Raw genomic sequence first — 17435 nt, 5'->3', positions numbered from 1 at the left:
ATTGGGGGTAAAGGTATAGGTCGTAGTAGCGGTGTTGTTTAGCGCTGGCGACCACGTTCCCGAGATGCCGTTGTTGGATGTCAGCGGCAAAGCGGCTAAGGTTGCTCCCGAACAAATGGGCGCAACTGCCGTAAAGGTGGGTGTCACTTGCGGATTAACCGTGATAGTTAAGGTTGTAGTTGTCGCACACTGTCCCGCATTGGGGGTAAAAGTATAGGTCGTAGTAGCGGTGTTGTTTAACGCCGGCGACCACGTTCCCGAGATGCCGTTGTTGGATGTCAGCGGTAAAGCGGTTAATGGGGTTCCTGAACAAATGGGCGCTACAGAGGTAAAAGTTGGAGTAGTTGAACCGTTTACAGCGATTGTTACAGTGTCGGTAACCACACAGCTTGCACCGTTATTAGCAGTTAATGTATATGTTGTCGTTGAAGAGGGACAGACTGTTGGTGTTAACGTATTGGCGTTGGTCATGCCCGTTGTTGGGGACCAGCTAAAGGTGGGCAGTAGATTGTTAAATGAAATACTCCAATTGTTTATGGTCCCTAAATCACCGCCTGCATCGTCTTGAACAATGAGCAACCAGTTGCCATTGATCGCACTTCCATTAAATAGATTGAACGATTGTTCAGGAATAAAACTCCCTGTAAAAGGAGCTGCACCTGCTGTAATTGCAGTTGTGGCGCTCATGCTAAAACAGGTATTGGTATAATTGTCATCAATTCCCCCATTGTCAGTAGAAAGTTCAATTCGCGTTCCATTAGGTGCTTGGAGGTAGATGTCCAAATCACTATCCCAAGTATGTGTAATGTTTAAGCAAACCGAAACAATACTTCCAGCTGCCACGGTAGCGGGACTAATGCCACTAACGGCTATAGTTGATACGGCTCCTGTAACTGTATCGCTATCGGGGATCGCGACGGCAGCTGTATTTGAAAATGTGATAGGGGCCGAAGATCCACCTATCGCATTAGTAGTACCTGCCAAAGTGATACAATCGCCAGGGCAAATAGTTGCATTGGTGCCTGCATCTACAGTAGGTAATGGAGTTACGGTTACATTTTGTGTTATTTGATTTTGACATCCCCCAGGAACTGCAGTTAGTAACAAGGTAACTGGATAGGTTCCCGCGGCACTGTAGGTGTGTATTGGATTCTCTACCGTTGCTGTACTCCCATCTCCGAAGTTCCAACTGTAGGTAAAGTTTCCATTGGTTGTATTCGTAAACTGTGTTGGATTGCCTAAACAGACTGTATTTGCGGTAAAACTGGGGTTTGGACTCGCAAAGGTTGCTGTAGTACCTGTGAAATCTAGGGTAAATCCTGCCGAGGAATTGGCTGTAAATCGATCTACGAGAATGGTGTAGGTATTGCCCGCCACTACGTTGATGGTCGGATTGCATTGGACACCAACGCAGCCCAATCCTGTTGACCCAAGAACACCACTCCAATTACAAGATAATTCTGTGCCTGGGCAACTGGTGGTAGTGTCATATACAGCAAAATCATAGTCAACCGCTGCATTGGGAGTTATGGTAAATGCCAAAACTCCGTTAGTTGCTGCGGTAAAGGTATACCAACTCGAGGATCGTTCTCCAGGAGCTCCAAAACAACTGGGAGATTCTATCGAAGTACCCACTCCTCCAGGGCCATCGGGAACCGATACATTTCCAAGGTTACAAAGGGTTTGTGCAGTTGCACAATCTTGAACAGGAAGGGGAGGTCCCAAGGGTTGAGCTTCTTGCGCACAAATTCCGAATGTTCCCGTGGTATTACCGTTTCCATCGATGGCAACATAATAGGTGTTTCCGGGGGTAAGTCCATGTAAAATCACATTCGTATGAAAGAGTCCAGCTGTAGTGTTTACATCTTCTTGACATGCAATTTGCGTAAGACTTCCACAATTTCCGCTATACACAGCGATTTGTGTGTTGGCTAATGTTCCCCCAAAATTGGATGACAGTTCAATATCTGCTGTGGTAGCTACAAACGAAAACCAAACTGTATGACTCATCGTATTGGGTGACCAACAAGCGGGTGTTGGGGGATTTCCTAATGTTGTTGCCCCTGTATTATCATAAAGGATAGAATTACAAGTTCCATTGCCCACTACAATAGGAGTCGCAGTAGCACAGGTGTTGTTGGCAGGTTGTGCCCATGTTTTAAGCCCAAAAAGTAGGCAATAAATAAGGATTCTTATTTTCATAAAACTACTTTTTTTGAAGGTGTTGAAGATAAACTTCACGGCTCACAGGTTGGTCATTCAAAATGTAAAATTCTTCCGCAGTAGCTTTAAGGCCTGAAGGATATTTATTTTTTGCATAGATTTCTTTATTTGAAAAATGGATTAAAACTACCTTCTTTGGGAGTGAAATTAATAGTTCCCCCGATGTGCTAAATTCAGGATAAGATCCTGTATCTACGTATATAGTGTCTCCTTCTTTGCAACGTTTTAAAATTTCGTTTAATGAATGTAAAGGTTGGTCAGGTGAATTACCGCGATGATTGGGCATTCCAACTTGAGAAGTAAATACATCATTTTCTTTAGAATGATCATTTAAATACCAATTTTGTGCTTGACCGTATGTAGTGTACATAAATAGAAAAAAAACAAGTCGCAGACCTGCAAAAGAGAACTCCTGAATTGATTTCATTTGTAAGTAATTTTATACGCATTCCAAATATATTGTTCTTAAAAAAAAGAATAAAATTTTGTTAATAAGTTATGCTTTTAAATAAATGGTTAGAAATAGTTTTTCATAGATGGTAATTAATTGATGAAAACTCAGTAAAAAAAGAATCTTTTTGGGGTATATTTTTTGTAAGAAAAAAAAATCGCTTAAATTGCAGGGCACTCTCAATTAATCGGGTGGAAATCAACCGCTGTATCGGTATGGAAAGAACTATTTTAATTTATGATGCGGTTCCGGTCATGAAGTATGCTTATGAAGGTTTGTTTAAAGACATATCTCAATGTAAGCTCTATTTTGCCACCTCTGAATTAGCGATGGAACAGTTGCTCAAAGCCCAAAACTTTGATTTGGTTATTGTTGACGTTGTTGTAAAACAAAAAATAAACTACTCTCTTGTCAAACGAATATCTCGATTGAATAAATCGCTCAACATTGCGGTTTTCTCTGCCATATATGAGGAGGAAACCAAGCGGAAGTTGTTTGCATTAGGGGCCTCTGTGGTGTTGGAGAAAACGGACTCTCTAGCGCATTTAACGAAAACATTAGTGTTGTTAACGGAAGGTTCTCAATATTTTGAAGCCAAAATGAAAATTGGGAATGTCAAATTAAAGTCTTCTCGACGTTTAGTGAATCCCTTGTTGAAATTGTCTTCACGCGAACTTCAAGTAGCTGAGTTACTTATCCAAGGGCTATCCAATCAAGCTATGACACAACGCCTTGACTTAGCAGCAACTACAGTAAGTACATACAAAAAACGAATCTTTGCGAAAATTGGGGTTGCCAATATTTTAGAACTAGCATCCGTTTTTAAAAAGCACCAATAGGAAAAATACCTAATTTTTCGGGGTAAAATACTTTGATATTAGGGGTTTTTTACTTTGGTTATACATAAACTTACGAGTATCTTTGTTTTTCAATTGTTAATTAGAATTATTCAAAATAACTAATTCATATGATTTAAGTCTTTTGAATTTACAATTGAACTAGCGATTAAATAGAATTGATACCTTTCTCTATATCCCATAAAGCCTGATGTTTCCGAAGGGCACGTTCTTTCTTTCGATTACTGTTTTAGAGTGCAGAAATCCTATTGTTTGGGTTAATCCATTTGCCAACGGAAATTTGCATCTGTATAACGTGTGATTCATTTCAAAAGTTATGCAGATGCACTCAGGTTATTCTTTTTGTTTGATTTTGAGCTTTTTACTCTTTCTTTCAAAATTCTTTTCGAATTTGCCTCAAAAAGTGTTTGCAAAAGCAAAAAAGCTTTATATATTTGCATCCGCATTACAGTAGTCATGCGCACCTATTGGAGAAATGGCAGAGTGGTCGATTGCGGCAGTCTTGAAAACTGTTGACTGTAACAGGTCCGGGGGTTCGAATCCCTCTTTCTCCGCAAAGAAAAACCCGAAACGATAGTTTCGGGTTTTTTAATTTTATAGCGATGTCAAAAGCTTGCTTTTGTAAAACGCTATAAAATTAAAAACCAACGTCGAAACTTTTTGAAATGTTAAAGTAGCAAGCGAAAAGTGTAAGTTTTCTGGGTGCCCTTGTTGGATTAGTCTTTGGAATACAGCGAAATAGATTTCTTTTCTTTCGAAAAGCAAATCCCAAAAAGTGTTATTTCATTTATTAAAAAAAAGACCTCAATCACTTGAGGCCTCGGGTGTTAATATTGAACATATTCCTTAATCTCCAGCCCATATCCAATCATCCCTACGCGTTTTGCTTGCACGCTATTGGTGATTAATCGAATTTTGGAGATGTCTAAATCGTGCAAAATTTGTGCTCCAATTCCAAAATCTTTATGGTCCATTTTGACCACAGGCGCTTCATTTATCCCCTCCGATTGCAATTGATGTAAAACACCAATTCGACTTAACAAATCATTCGGATCAGTTTCACTGTTGATAAACACTACAGCGCCTTTGTCCTCTTTGTGAATTAACTTAAAAATATCATCCAGTTTTTGCTCCATGCTTCCTGTCAGCGCTTGAAGGATATCGGTGTTGGCTGCTGCCGAAATAATCCGCGTAAGTACGGCATCGCCGTTATTCCAACTACCCTTAGTCAATGCAATGTGTACTTGCTTGTTGGTGATTTGTTGGTAAGCCCGTAATCGAAAGGAACCGTATTTGGTATTCACCTGAAAGTCTTCTTTTTTCGAAATTAAACTATCATGCTGCATGCGATAAGCCACCAAATCCTCAATTGAAACGAGTTTTAAATCAAACCGTTTCGCCACTTCAACCAATTCAGGCAAACGCGCCATAGTTCCGTCTTCATTCATGATTTCAACAATGACACCTGCGGGTTTACATCCGGCTAAGCGTGCAAAATCAATAGCTGCTTCGGTATGGCCTGTGCGTCGTAAAACGCCTCCATGCTTTGCTGCCAATGGGAAAATATGTCCTGGACGCGCCAAATCAAACGGCTTGGTTTCTTCATCGACAAGCGCAAGTATCGTTTTGGCACGATCGGCCGCAGAGATACCCGTTGTCACGCCATGTCCTTTTAAATCCACCGAAACCGTAAAGGCAGTTTCCATATGGTCGGTATTGTTTTTGACCATCGAATGAAGTTCCAATTCAGCGCAACGTTTTTCAGTCAACGGGGCACAAATAAGACCACGACCGTGCATCGCCATGAAATTGATCATTTCGGGCGTTACTTTTTCAGCCGCAGCCAAAAAATCACCTTCATTCTCACGATCTTCATCATCGACAACGATGATTACCTTGCCTTGACGGATATCTTCAATGGCTTCTTCTATAGTGTTGAGTTGTATGGAATCACTCATTTTCGATTGTATCTTGTGTAAAGTTGTGTAATTGTTTTTTAGTCGCCCAAAACAGTAAAGGGTAAAAAGGAAATGCCGTTAGTAAACTGATAAAAAGTCCGGGTTCCAATGGAGCTTTGGACCTTTCAATTTCAACCTGTGTTTTGTAACAATATATTAGAAGTATCGCAAAAGGAATTGCTGTTCCGATGAGAATATAGGTTATCGAAGTAAACGTATACACAACCACCAAGCTAAAGGTTATTGCATAATACAGCAACGCCATTCGATTCCATTTTTCAACACGTTCAAAATTAATAGTCCCCAATTTCTTTTCAATGCTGTCGGTGATATCGTTATACGGGATTCCATCTTGACGAACAACTGCTGTATCAGTAGGCGCACTTGGGGAAAGTAAATCAGAACCTTGGAGCGGTTCCATTTGGGGTTCCATTGTATTTGCTGAAGCCTCTGGGGTGGTTTCGGACTTATTTCTTCGTAACAATTTCATGACCGGTTCAACCACTACATCCAAAGTTACCATACCGCCAATATCGTGAATCGCTCGATACGTCAGTGTTATGGCTAAGGGGAGTAGAATCATTGTCGACATCCAAACCCCAATAAAAGGAGGAATTCCATTTTCTTGAGCCAAACGTTTGCCGAAGGTATTGATAAAGTGAAAAATAATAAAAATAATAACCGAAAAAACGATGGGTAATCCAATGCCTCCTTTGCGAATAATAGATCCCAAAGGCGCTCCAATAAAAAACATCAGGATGCAGGAAAAAGCCAACATGAATTTATCGTAAATCGCAATCCAATGCTTGTTAATTAGCTTCTGCTTGGCATTCATTTCAAAAAGATTACCTTCGATAGTGAATTGAATGTTTTCCACATTACTGTAAGCATAGCGGTAAATGTCGGTTTTTTGGGTAGGAGTGAGGTAGGCTAAAATATCTTGCGGGGGCATTTTTTTTGGAAAAAGTTCCCCCAGGGTGTTAGTCGACAACGCTCCCGTTCGGCTGTAAATATTTTCACCATACGAAATCGCTTCTTTTTTATAATTGGTTTGCAACGAGTCCAAAGTATAATTCAATTCCGAAATGTTCAACATCGTAAAGGTATTCCCCAGTTCCATGTCGCGTTGATTGTTTTGGTTGAGTTTCGTAAGGTCGATACTGAAGACATCGCGTTTGAACGTAGCTTTAGTAAAAGGGGCATTGTTGCGTTTTTCATAGGTGGTACGCAAATCCTCATAATAAGTTCCATCATACAAAACCAACCGTAGGGTATTGGACTTCTCACTGCTCAAGAGTTCGCCTCTTTTGGCTTTAATTACCGTTGTATTTCCACCTCCATTAGGGATGTTTCGGTGAATAGTAACGCCTTCGAGAAAGTTGCCTTTTTCGCCTTTTTTCTTTAAAACTTTTATGCTGTAGTTTCCAATTTCACTAAACTGCCCTTCTGCAATAGCCAAAGCAGGTTTTATTTGCGCAATGTTTCGACGGAAGTTGGTGAATTTGTATTCGGCATAAGGAATGATGTTATTGGCAACAAAAAAGGAGACAAGGGTTAATACCAGAATGAAATAGGTTTGGTACCGCAAGGAGCGCTGAAATGAAATCCCCGACGACTTCATCGCTGCAAACTCATAGTTTTCGGCCAAGGAACCAAAGGTCATAATAGAGGCCAACAGCACTGAAAGGGGCAACACCATCGGGATAATTCGGGGCATGGCAAAGATCAAAAACTTGATAACCATCAGTGTGTCTAAGTCTTTACCCGCTAATTCGGATATGAATAACCAAACGGTTTGTAGGATGAATATAAAAAAGAGGATTACAAATACAGAAGCAAATGTAATCCAGAAGGATTTTAGTAAATACCGATCGATTATCTTCACCGAACTTAATCTAATTTATTGATGTAGTAGTTTGGGTATTTCCCTGCCACAAAAGTAAACTGATTTTTCGAAAGCGGCTGATTGGTTTTAAAAGAATTAACAGTCAGCGTGGTACGGGTCCCGTTTTTCCCAATCTCAATCAAATTGTAAATGGTTTTCGTTTGGGTATCAATACCGAGCAAAATTTCTTTGCGTTGGTCTTTGGTATTGGTGGGTATCAATTTAATCAATTGTATTTTTCGACCGTTAATGTTTTGTTGAATGTCCCAAACATACTTATACCCTTTGTTAAAAAAAGTTAGCATTTTATTGGGAGTAATGGCTTTTTCATCCGCATCATTGACGCTAGAAATAGTAATCTCTTCGTCTTCAGGGACAATGGTGTACGTTTTTTTTCCGTCAAAAATTTTGGTTGCCCCCATAAAGTTGAGCACGTATTTGTTCCCTTGTAAGGTTACATTTCCTTTGCTTTCTTGATTGATATTTTCTTTGGTATTGGTGAGAGTGTATTTAAAATCAATGACTATATTATCATAGCTTTTGATTTTAGCCGTCACTTGGTCGAGCAGGTTTTTCGCCCGCTTATCTTGTGCTTGGGTAGATACACTTATGGTTAGTAGCATAATCAGCGCTAAAAACTTTTTCATTCTAATTTTCGTTTTGTTCGTTAGTAAAAAAATGTTCCAAAGCGACCAAATCGGGAATATTGACCGTTCGTGCTTTGCTCCCTTCAAAAGGACCCACGATACCTGCTGCTTCCAACTGGTCAATCAAACGACCGGCCCGATTGTAGCCCAATTTTAATTTGCGCTGCAATAATGATGCCGAACCTTGTTGTGCGGTAACGATTATTTCAGCGGCTTCGCGAAACATGGGGTCGCGTTCAGAGATATCAAATTCTAGGTTAACATTACTTCCTTCTTCTCCCACATATTCGGGCAATTGATAGGCGGTAGCATAGGCTTTTTGTGATCCAATATAATCCACAATTTTCTCTACTTCGGGGGTGTCCACAAAGGCACATTGCACCCGAACTAAATCATTCCCATTGGTATACAACAAGTCTCCACGACCAATAAGTTGTTCCGCACCCTGGGTATCCAAAATGGTGCGTGAATCAATTTTTGAGGTTACACGAAATGCGATACGCGCTGGGAAATTGGCTTTAATAATTCCCGTAATGACATTTACCGAGGGACGTTGTGTCGCGATAATAAGGTGAATACCAATGGCGCGTGCTAATTGGGCTAATCGTGCAATGGGGGTTTCAACTTCTTTTCCAGCGGTCATAATGAGGTCGGCAAATTCATCAACGACCAATACGATATAAGGAAGAAAACGGTGTCCCAATTCAGGATTCAATTTTCGCGACTTGAATTTTTCATTGTATTCCTTGATATTGCGTACCATCGCATCTTTTAAAAGCGAATAGCGGTTGTCCATTTCAATACAAAGCGAATTCAACGTATTGATTACCTTGTTGTTATCGGTAATAATAGCATCTTCTGTATCGGGCAGTTTGGCCAAATAATGGCGTTCAATTTTGTTGAACAACGTAAGCTCTACTTTTTTGGGATCGACCAGTACAAATTTGACTTCCGCCGGATGTTTTTTATACAATAGCGAGGTCAATACCGCATTCAATCCCACGGATTTTCCTTGTCCCGTAGCACCTGCCATTAACAAGTGAGGCATTTTTGCCAAATCGACCACAAATGTTTCGTTGGAAATGGTTTTTCCTAAGGCAATCGGGAGTTCCATTTCGGCCTCTTGAAAACGTGAAGCTGCAATGACTGTTTTCATAGGAACCATAGTAGGATTTTTATTGGGTACCTCAATCCCGATGGTTCCTTTGCCCGGTATAGGAGCAATAATACGTATACCAAGCGCAGAAAGCGAAAGTGCAATATCGTCCTCTAAACTTTTAATTTTTGAAATTCGAATTCCTGCTTCGGGTACGATTTCATACAACGTCACTGAGGGGCCTACTGTCGCTTTAATTTGGGCAATGTCAATCTTGTAATTGCGAAGGGTTTCTACAATTCGATTCTTGTTTTCCTCCAATTCTTCCTGATTGATCGTGATGCCTACACTGCTGTAGTCTTTGAGCAATTCAAGCGTAGGAAACTTATAATGCGATAACTCAAGCGTTGGATCAAAAAGGCCAAAATCTTCCACCAATTTCGCTGCCAAATTTTCTACAATCAAATCCTCATCCGGTGCTTTTTCAATCACAAAAGATTCGTCTTGTGTGGGAATGATTTCCTTAGGGGGTTCAACAGTAAGCGGCGTTGAAAGCGGCGTAGGAGGGGTGATTGGAGGCGTTGGTGTGACCAAAACAGGTTCTACATCGGGTTCGTGTATCGGACTCAATCCGGATTTATTTGGATTCAAATCGATGCCCGAATAACTGGATATGGTGGGTTTTAAGGCTTCTTTGTCGATTTCAAAAGAAGATTTCGGTTGCACCAATTCTTCAATCGCATAATCGGGTGTATTTTCTGGGTCCGAAACCGCATATTCTTCTAAATTGTAGGCACCCGCTTGTGTGTTATTTTCAGGTGAAGTAGCCGCTATATCCGCTTCAAGATCTGCTTTCTTTTTTTCATAAAACGCTTTTAACGTATCGGGTGACCAACGTATTTTGAAAATCATGTAGAGTAAAATACAAAACACCAAAACAAGAAGTGTTCCCGTTTTTCCGATGTAATCTTGTATAAAGGAATTGATTTCAAATCCAACGGTGCCTCCCAACTCAGGAAGGGAATTGGCAAAGAAACCAAACAGTAAAGACAACACAATTAGAGCAAATAAATCCCAAAACCACATCGATTTTAATCGTTTCAGGGGAAGGTCTAAGGCCATGAATGCCCCAGTTACAAAAAGCAATTTTACCAAAAGGAAGGATGCCACTCCAAAACCGTTTGGAATTAAGGTTTCGGCCATCCATGCGCCCGATTTTCCCATCCAATTTTGCGCTTCTTTTTCACGGTCAATAAATGCATTAGCGACACTTTGATCGACATGGCCATTCACAAAATACGAGATAAACGCTACACCCATTGCCAATGCCAAAAGCAAGAAAAGACTTCCCAAGATAAATTGGTACTGACGTTTCATTTTGAAGGATGAAATCGGTGAACTTTCGTTTTCTGTGGATGTGTTTTGTGATTTTTTGGGAGCCATTAATGCGCTAAATTTTTATAAATGTACTAAAAAAATGAAACGATTTTGGGGAGGTAGATCAGACATCCAACGGTTATTGCTGTTGCGGCGGCAAAAAAAACTGCTCCTGCTGCAATATCTTTGATAAATCCAATTTTTGCGTGGTATTCTGGGTGAATGAAATCAGCAATTTTTTCCGCTGCGGTATTCAAACTTTCGACCGCCAACACCAAACCGATGGCAAGTGTTTGCAACATCCATTCGGTGAGTGAAATGTCAAAATAGAAACCAGCCCCCGTAATCAAAACGCCGATACTCAATTGGACCATGACGCTGTGTTCGGTGGTAGCCAATTTGTACGCGCCTTGTACAGCAAAACGAATACTTTTTAATCGACCGGTAAAAAAAGTGCGATCACGCTGAAATTCCATAGCCTATTGTAAAGCATTCAATGCGGCTTCGTAATTGGGTTCATTGGCGATTTCGGCCACTTGCTCAGCATGAATTACGGTTCCGTTTTCATCCAATACAACTACAGCACGAGAATGCAATCCAGCCAACGCACTGTCGGTCAATTCCAATCCATAAGCTTTTCCGAAGGCCCCCGATTTAAAATCAGATAAATTGATTACATTTTCAATGCCCTCTGCCCCACAGAATCGTTTTTGGGCAAAAGGTAAATCCCGTGAGATACACAAAACTTTAGTGTTTTCCAATGCAGCCGCTTTCGCATTAAACGTACGAACAGAAGTCGCACACGTCGGTGTGTCAATACTTGGGAAGATATTTAAAACCACTTTACTACCTGTAAAATCAGCTAATGTAGCGGTGGATAAGTCATTTTTTACTAATTCAAAAGCAGGCGCTTTCGTGCCTATTTCGGGTAAGTTTCCTGAGGTGTGAACGGGATTTCCGCCCAAAGTAATTTGTGCCATGGGTATCATTTTTAAAGCACAAAAATACTATTTTTTAACGGAATCGGTATACCATTGGCATGAAATTAATTCACGAGTGAACATAAAAAAAGCGCCCCGTAGGACACTTTAATTAGGCTTTGTCGATAGACCCTAAAACGCGCTTCATAAAATCGTTGAGCGCTGTTTTTTTGTCTTTGCCTTCACGTATCATTTTATGGACTTCCAAAGCACCGTAAAGGTTGGAAATAAGTTCCCCAATCACATCGAGTTCTTCGTCTTTTAAGGATTCGAGCTCAGTGAGATTTTCCAATACTTCGATCGTTTCCACCAAATAATCTTGGTCATTGTCTTCAATGAATTGGGTTAAGTGTTTAATGACTGGAAGTTTCATAGTTTGGTCTTCGTAATTTATACTGGGAGAATTTGATAACTAAGGTAAGTTGCCATAGTACCTTTCCCAAAAATCGGTTGAATTTTAAAGGACTTCTTGAACCAATTCGGCCAAAACTTCGGCTTTATTGGTTTGGGTTTGATTGACCAACGCGCCATTTTTGAAGGTTGCAAAAGTAGGTAAGTTATCTACTTTGGCCAACTGTCGGGAGTTGGGAAATTGTTCAGCATCTACAATCAAAAAGGGAACGTGCTCGTGTTGAGCTGCCAACATTTTGAATTTAGGTTTCATAATACGGCAATTTCCACACCAGGAGGCCGCATATTGAACCACAACCGTTTCGTTTTGAGCCACGATTTCGGCTAGATTATCTTGTGTTAGTTCTTGAAACATGAGATTATATTTTTAGCATTGGGCTTCCCGTTTCAAGTTTGAGATAATGAATACTTCCCAAACCTGAAACGTTGGCCTAATTTAGTTGCTATTAGTGATTTGATAAATACGAAGCCGTACTGTTGCGATCAGCATTCATCGCTTCTTTTCCTTTTTCCCAATTGGCAGGACAAACCTCACCTTTGGTTTGTACATGCGTGTACGCATCAATTAAACGAAGGTACTCTTGAACGTTGCGTCCCAAAGGCATGTCGTTTACGCTTTCGTGGAAAATTTTACCGGTTTCGTCAATCAAATAGGTAGCACGGAAAGTCACATTAGATCCCTCCAAAAGTACCGTGTCAGTATCTTCGTTGTATTCCCCTGCTTCGATATCCAAAATACCTAAAGCTGACGACAAATTACGTGTAGTGTCGGCCAATAAAGGATAGGTAACTCCTTCAATACCACCGTTGTTTTTGGCGGTATTCAACCAAGCAAAATGCACTTCGTTGGTGTCACAAGAAGCTCCAATAACGGTCGTGTTACGTGCTTCAAATTCTTCTAAAGCCGCTTGAAACGCATGCAACTCTGTAGGACAAACGAAAGTGAAATCTTTGGGATACCAAAACAACAATACTTTTTTGTTGTTCTTCACAGCTTCATCCAAAATGTTAATACGCAAATTGTCTCCCATAAAAGAGATGGCATCTACGGTAATGTTTGGGAATTTTTTTCCTACTAATGACATAATTATGTTGTTTAAAAATTAAAAATTGTTTTTGACACCACAAAAGTACATACATCTTCAAGGATTATATATTGGTTTTTATTATTAGTTTTTATCATTAAATAGTTTTTGACTATACGAGTGAAAACAGGGAGCCGTTCACTTTCAAATAAAAGTTTATATTTGTTAGCCTAAAAAAAGCGAATACACCATGAAGTTTTCCCAATTATTTCGAAAAAAATCGGTTCATGATATCCTTCAACAAGTTGCCCAAAATGAGTCCGATGGACATCATGCGCTTGGAAAGCATCTCACCGCTAGGGATTTGACCGCTTTTGGGATTGCAGCCATTATTGGTGCTGGAATTTTTAGTACCATTGGAAAAGCAAGTGCCGATGGGGGCCCCGCAGTGATTTTTCTATTTCTTTTTACGGCCTTAGCCTGTAGTTTTGCTGCTTTTGCTTACGCTGAATTTGCTTCTATGGTACCCGTTTCGGGGAGTGCTTATACGTACTCGTATGTGGCATTTGGCGAACTTATTGCATGGATTATAGGATGGGCTTTGATTATGGAGTATGCCATTGGGAACATAACCGTGGCGATTTCTTGGAGTGATTATTTTACAGGATTGCTTGAAAGTGGAGGCATTCATTTGCCACAATGGATACAAATGGACTATTTATCCGCTTCCAAAGGATTTGCCGAAGCAACTGCCTTATTGCAAAGCGGAAAACCTTTTGCCGATTTAAGTCCGGCCCTCCAAGCGGCGCATACGGCTTGGACCACATCACCTACAATAGCTGGTTTGCATTTGGTGGCCGATTTACCTGCGCTGTTAATCATTATTTTAATTACGTATTTGGTGTATCGTGGCATGAAAGAGTCGCGCAATGCTAGTAATCTCATGGTGGTGGTGAAGTTGTGTATTATTTTGTTGGTGATTGCGGTGGGAATATTTTATGTCGACACCGACAATTGGAACCCTTTTGCCCCCAATGGCGTGGGCGGTATACTAAAAGGGGTGTCGGCTGTATTTTTTGCTTACATCGGTTTTGATGCGATTTCAACTACCGCCGAAGAATGCAAAGACCCGCAACGCGATTTGCCCAAAGGAATGATGTGGGCGATTATCATTTGTACTGTTTTATACATAATCATAGCCTTGGTGTTGACCGGTATGGTTTCCTATGACCAATTGAATGTAGGTGATCCTTTAGCTTTTGTATTTGATCAATTAGATCTGAAATGGATGTCGGGGATTATAGCGGTGAGTGCCGTTGTAGCGATGGCCAGTGTGCTCTTGGTTTTTCAAATGGGGCAACCTCGTATTTGGATGAGTATGAGTCGCGATGGGTTGTTGCCAAAACGTTTCTCACGAGTGCATCCGCGCTATAAAACGCCATCGTATGCTACAATTGTGACCGGATTTGTGGTGGCTATTCCTGCTCTTTTCTTAAATCTTACGTTGGTGACCGACTTGTGTAGTATTGGTACTTTGTTTGCTTTTGTTTTGGTCTGTGCCGGGGTATTGGTGTTGCAAAACCGTCCTGATGTACCTCGTGGTAAGTTTAAAACCCCCTATGTTAACGCCAAATACATTTTCCCAGTCATGTTATTTTTAGGCTTGATGGGCTCCTTTTACTTCAATAAACAAGGGGTGGTCGATTTTATAACCAATAAAAAGCAACTCAACAGTCCAACGACGATAGTGACTTCATTAAAAGAAGCTGAGGCGGCCCAAGTGGTTCAGTATTTGTATGATTTAAAATTGGTCAAAACTAAAGAAGTCGATTTAGAAAAAACACTTCAATCGTTTGCCGAAGATACCAAAGCCTATCATTCGCTAGTCGATGCATTGCCGATAAATACCGATTTGAAATACGAATCGGGATGGGCCTTGTTTTCGCACAAAATTCCCATGTGGATTTTTATTATTGTACTCTTGGCCTTGGGTGCTTGGGCCTATCAGAAGAATTTGTCCTTAATTCCGCTGCTTGGCTTGGTAAGCTGTTTGTATATGATGGCCGAATTGAGTGTTTGGAATTGGTTGTACTTCTCGATTTGGCTCCTTATTGGATTGTCAATTTATTTTGGCTTTAGTTATAAAAATAGTAAGTTGAATCAGGCATCATAACGACACAAAAAAAGGTATCTGAAGACGATACCTTTTTGTTTATATTTAGTTCTACACGACTACAGTATCCCTAACTTCCGCATGCAATCGGTCATTTTTTGATAGGTACGTTCAATGTCATTATCCAAACCTATCGAAAAACGAATCAAGCCATCGGTCAATCCCATTTCTTTTTGCTCTTCTAATGGAATTTCGCTCGAAGTAGAGGTGCCCGGTGCACTGAATAAGGTTTTATAAAATCCAAGACTTACCGCCAAGTATCCCAAATTGTTGTGTTGCATCAATTCCATCAAGGCATTGGCACGGTCCAACGTTCCTACATCCAACGTCATCATTCCACCATAGCCGTATTCGGGATTCATTTGGTTGGTTAAAATAGCATGGCTCGGGTGACTTTTCAAGCCCGGGTAAACCACTTTCAATCCGTCTTTTTCAAATTGTGAGGCCAAATACATGGCATTATGGCTGTGTTGTTTCATGCGAATATGTAAGGTACGTAGGTTTTTCAATATCGAAGCCGAGCGCAAGCTATCCATAGTTGGCCCCAACAACATACACGCCCCATCATTGACATTACGCAAATCATTGATGAATTCTTGCGAACTACAAATGACACCTCCGACCGTATCGGAGCTTCCATTGATAAATTTGGTTAAACTGTGAATCACTACATCGGCGCCCCATTGTGCAGGGGCAACTTGCAAGGGAGAAAAGGTATTGTCGACAACAAGTTTTAAATTGTATTTTTTGGCCAATTGGGCTAATCCTTGAATATCGGCGACTTCCAATAATGGATTGCTCACCGTTTCACAATACAACACTTTGGTATGCGGGGTAATGGCGGCTTCAACTACGTCCAATTTGGTGATGTCAACAAAACGCGTTTGAATGTGCCACTTGGGCAATACATTTTTCATGAAGGCATAGGTACCGCCATAAATCGTACGACTCGAAACGATTTGGTCTCCACTGGCGCAAAGCTGCAACAATACCGAAGTAATGGCGCCCATCCCCGATGCGGTAACGTTGGCTCCCGTGGTTCCCTCCATAGCGGCAAGGGCCTGACCCAAATACAAATTCATAGGAGAGGAATGCCGCGAGTATAAATAACAGCCCTCGGCATTGCCCTCAAAAGTGTCAAACATGGTCTTGGCCGACAAAAAGGTATAGGTGGAGGAATCCGAAATCGAGGGATTCACGCCCCCAAATTCGCCAAAATATTGCAAGTCTTGAATATGATCGGCCGGATGAAAGGCCATACGATGCTGATTTTCCATAGGATGTAGTGAATTAGTTTTTCAAATATCAAATTTTAGTTATAAATTTTCAACATAAATTTTAATATATAGAAAATAAAACTGTCAAAGTCAAGTAATATAGTATAATGTTTTTATTTTTACGGAATTATAATCTATTCACTGAAAATTTATCCGATGGACGCAATCGACAAAAAAATTGTAGGGTTTTTGCAAAATGATGCCCGAATGACCAACAAAGAAATGGCGGTAAAACTGCAAATGTCGGTCACCGCCGTGTATGAACGCATTCGAAAGATGGAACGCGAAGGACTTATCAAAGGGTATGTAGCTTTATTGGATCGAAAAAAAATTGACCAATCGTTTATCGTTTTTTGTCATATCAAGTTAATCCAGCATACCAAAGATTATTTAGTGCGGTTTGAAGCGGAAGTAGTCCAACTTTCTGAGGTTTTGGAATGTTTTCATGTGAGTGGCGATTACGATTATATTTTAAAAATTGCCGTAAAGGATATGGAGGCCTATCGCGATTTTATGGTGACTAAACTGACGCGTTTGCAGCATATTGGCAGCACCCATAGTTCGTTTATGATTGGGGAAATTAAAAATAGTACGGCGTTTGAATTATAACCTATTATTTAGGTTGCATACTCGTATCCATTCTAATGGAAAAGAGCACAATTCCACAACCCTCTAGCACATATTCATTAGTGCGTAAAGGGATTTAGTCCCATACTTTTTGCATTACTTTCATGAATGTGAGAAGCCGATTACCATTAGAATTATCCCCGCATTTTCAGACCCTTTTTTCATTTATTCTTTTTTTGAGGCACATTATATTATTCTTATTTCTTAAGGCAAAAATAAAATTCGAATGTTATATGAAATAGTTAGGCACAAAAATTAATTTTCAATTATTAAAGTTTAACGACAGACGAAGCATATGTCAATTAGGTTAAATAGTCATCCCTTAAAAAACAAATAACTGTCTGATTGTTATTTTATTACAATAAAATTTAGCTAGAAATAGATGATAATTATTGCCAAAAATGGTATATTTGAGTATAAAATAGTGGCAATATGTTAGGCAAAATAA

The 17435-nt window shown here is 40.2% G+C and carries 15 protein-coding genes and 1 tRNA gene; 4 read left to right on the top strand and 12 right to left on the bottom strand.

All coding sequences use genetic code 11. The annotated features are described in order from the left end of the window. On the bottom strand, positions 1-2202 hold a 2202-nt coding region (locus O9316_RS10875), incomplete at its 3' end, for a PKD domain-containing protein (RefSeq protein ID WP_298347191.1). 4 nt (positions 2203-2206) lie between these two features. Further along, complete coding sequence (locus O9316_RS10870) at positions 2207-2650, bottom strand: hypothetical protein (protein WP_298205702.1); 444 nt, start codon at positions 2648-2650, stop codon at positions 2207-2209. Between the two features lie 239 nt (positions 2651-2889). On the opposite strand from O9316_RS10870, the gene O9316_RS10865 reads away from it, so the two are divergent. Together O9316_RS10865 and O9316_RS10860 are read left to right on the top strand one after the other, a co-directional pair. After that, positions 2890-3513: a LuxR C-terminal-related transcriptional regulator gene (locus O9316_RS10865; RefSeq protein ID WP_298205700.1), complete on the top strand. Its 624-nt coding sequence runs from the start codon at positions 2890-2892 to the stop codon at positions 3511-3513. Positions 3514-4000: 487 nt separating this feature from the next. Next, positions 4001-4085: transfer RNA gene (locus O9316_RS10860), tRNA-Ser, on the top strand. A gap of 273 nt (positions 4086-4358) precedes the next feature. On the opposite strand, the gene ribB is transcribed toward O9316_RS10860, so the two are convergent. The 9 genes from ribB to O9316_RS10815 all read right to left on the bottom strand — a co-directional run bounded on the left by ribB (position 4359) and on the right by O9316_RS10815 (position 12970). Continuing rightward, positions 4359-5489, bottom strand: a complete 1131-nt coding sequence (gene ribB, locus O9316_RS10855; RefSeq protein ID WP_298205698.1) for a 3,4-dihydroxy-2-butanone-4-phosphate synthase — start codon at positions 5487-5489, stop codon at positions 4359-4361. Further along, complete coding sequence (locus O9316_RS10850) at positions 5482-7374, bottom strand: LptF/LptG family permease (protein WP_366941542.1); 1893 nt, start codon at positions 7372-7374, stop codon at positions 5482-5484. The genes ribB and O9316_RS10850 overlap by 8 nt, the downstream gene beginning before the upstream one ends. Before the next feature lie 5 nt (positions 7375-7379). Beyond that, positions 7380-8021 (bottom strand): outer membrane lipoprotein carrier protein LolA, encoded by a 642-nt coding sequence (locus O9316_RS10845; RefSeq protein WP_298205696.1) that lies wholly within the window; start codon positions 8019-8021, stop codon positions 7380-7382. A gap of 1 nt (position 8022) precedes the next feature. Next, positions 8023-10560: a DNA translocase FtsK gene (locus O9316_RS10840; RefSeq protein ID WP_298205694.1), complete on the bottom strand. Its 2538-nt coding sequence runs from the start codon at positions 10558-10560 to the stop codon at positions 8023-8025. 26 nt (positions 10561-10586) lie between these two features. Further along, positions 10587-10970, bottom strand: coding sequence for a diacylglycerol kinase family protein (locus O9316_RS10835; protein WP_298205692.1), 384 nt, complete (start codon positions 10968-10970; stop codon positions 10587-10589). A 3-nt stretch (positions 10971-10973) separates the two neighbouring features. Continuing rightward, the gene (gene tpx / locus O9316_RS10830) at positions 10974-11474 is read right to left on the bottom strand and encodes a thiol peroxidase (RefSeq protein WP_298205690.1); all 501 of its coding nucleotides are present in this window, start codon (positions 11472-11474) and stop codon (positions 10974-10976) included. Positions 11475-11586: 112 nt separating this feature from the next. After that, a complete protein-coding gene (locus O9316_RS10825; protein ID WP_073364546.1) occupies positions 11587-11847 on the bottom strand; it encodes a hypothetical protein in 261 nt (86 codons plus the stop codon). An 84-nt stretch (positions 11848-11931) separates the two neighbouring features. Continuing rightward, positions 11932-12240 carry a thioredoxin family protein gene (locus tag O9316_RS10820; protein ID WP_298205688.1) on the bottom strand — a complete coding sequence of 103 codons (309 nt, stop codon included), beginning with the start codon at positions 12238-12240 and terminating at the stop codon, positions 11932-11934. A gap of 91 nt (positions 12241-12331) precedes the next feature. Beyond that, positions 12332-12970 (bottom strand): peroxiredoxin, encoded by a 639-nt coding sequence (locus O9316_RS10815; RefSeq protein ID WP_287782121.1) that lies wholly within the window; start codon positions 12968-12970, stop codon positions 12332-12334. Between the two features lie 190 nt (positions 12971-13160). On the opposite strand from O9316_RS10815, the gene O9316_RS10810 reads away from it, so the two are divergent. Beyond that, positions 13161-15083, top strand: a complete 1923-nt coding sequence (locus tag O9316_RS10810; RefSeq protein WP_298205687.1) for an amino acid permease — start codon at positions 13161-13163, stop codon at positions 15081-15083. Positions 15084-15142: 59 nt separating this feature from the next. Here O9316_RS10810 and O9316_RS10805 read toward each other — a convergent pair whose 3' ends face one another. After that, positions 15143-16360, bottom strand: a complete 1218-nt coding sequence (locus tag O9316_RS10805) for an aminotransferase class I/II-fold pyridoxal phosphate-dependent enzyme (RefSeq protein WP_298205686.1) — start codon at positions 16358-16360, stop codon at positions 15143-15145. A 156-nt stretch (positions 16361-16516) separates the two neighbouring features. On the opposite strand from O9316_RS10805, the gene O9316_RS10800 reads away from it, so the two are divergent. Then, entirely contained in the window at positions 16517-16969 is a 453-nt protein-coding gene (locus O9316_RS10800) for an Lrp/AsnC family transcriptional regulator (RefSeq protein ID WP_298205685.1), read from the top strand. Positions 16970-17435: the final 466 nt, after the last annotated feature.

It is taken from the genome of Flavobacterium sp. (assembly GCF_027533505.1).
Classification (GTDB): Bacteria; Bacteroidota; Bacteroidia; order Flavobacteriales; family Flavobacteriaceae; genus Flavobacterium.
The sequence above is the reverse complement of the archived record's forward strand: the minus strand, read 5'-3'. Positions and strand labels throughout refer to the sequence as shown.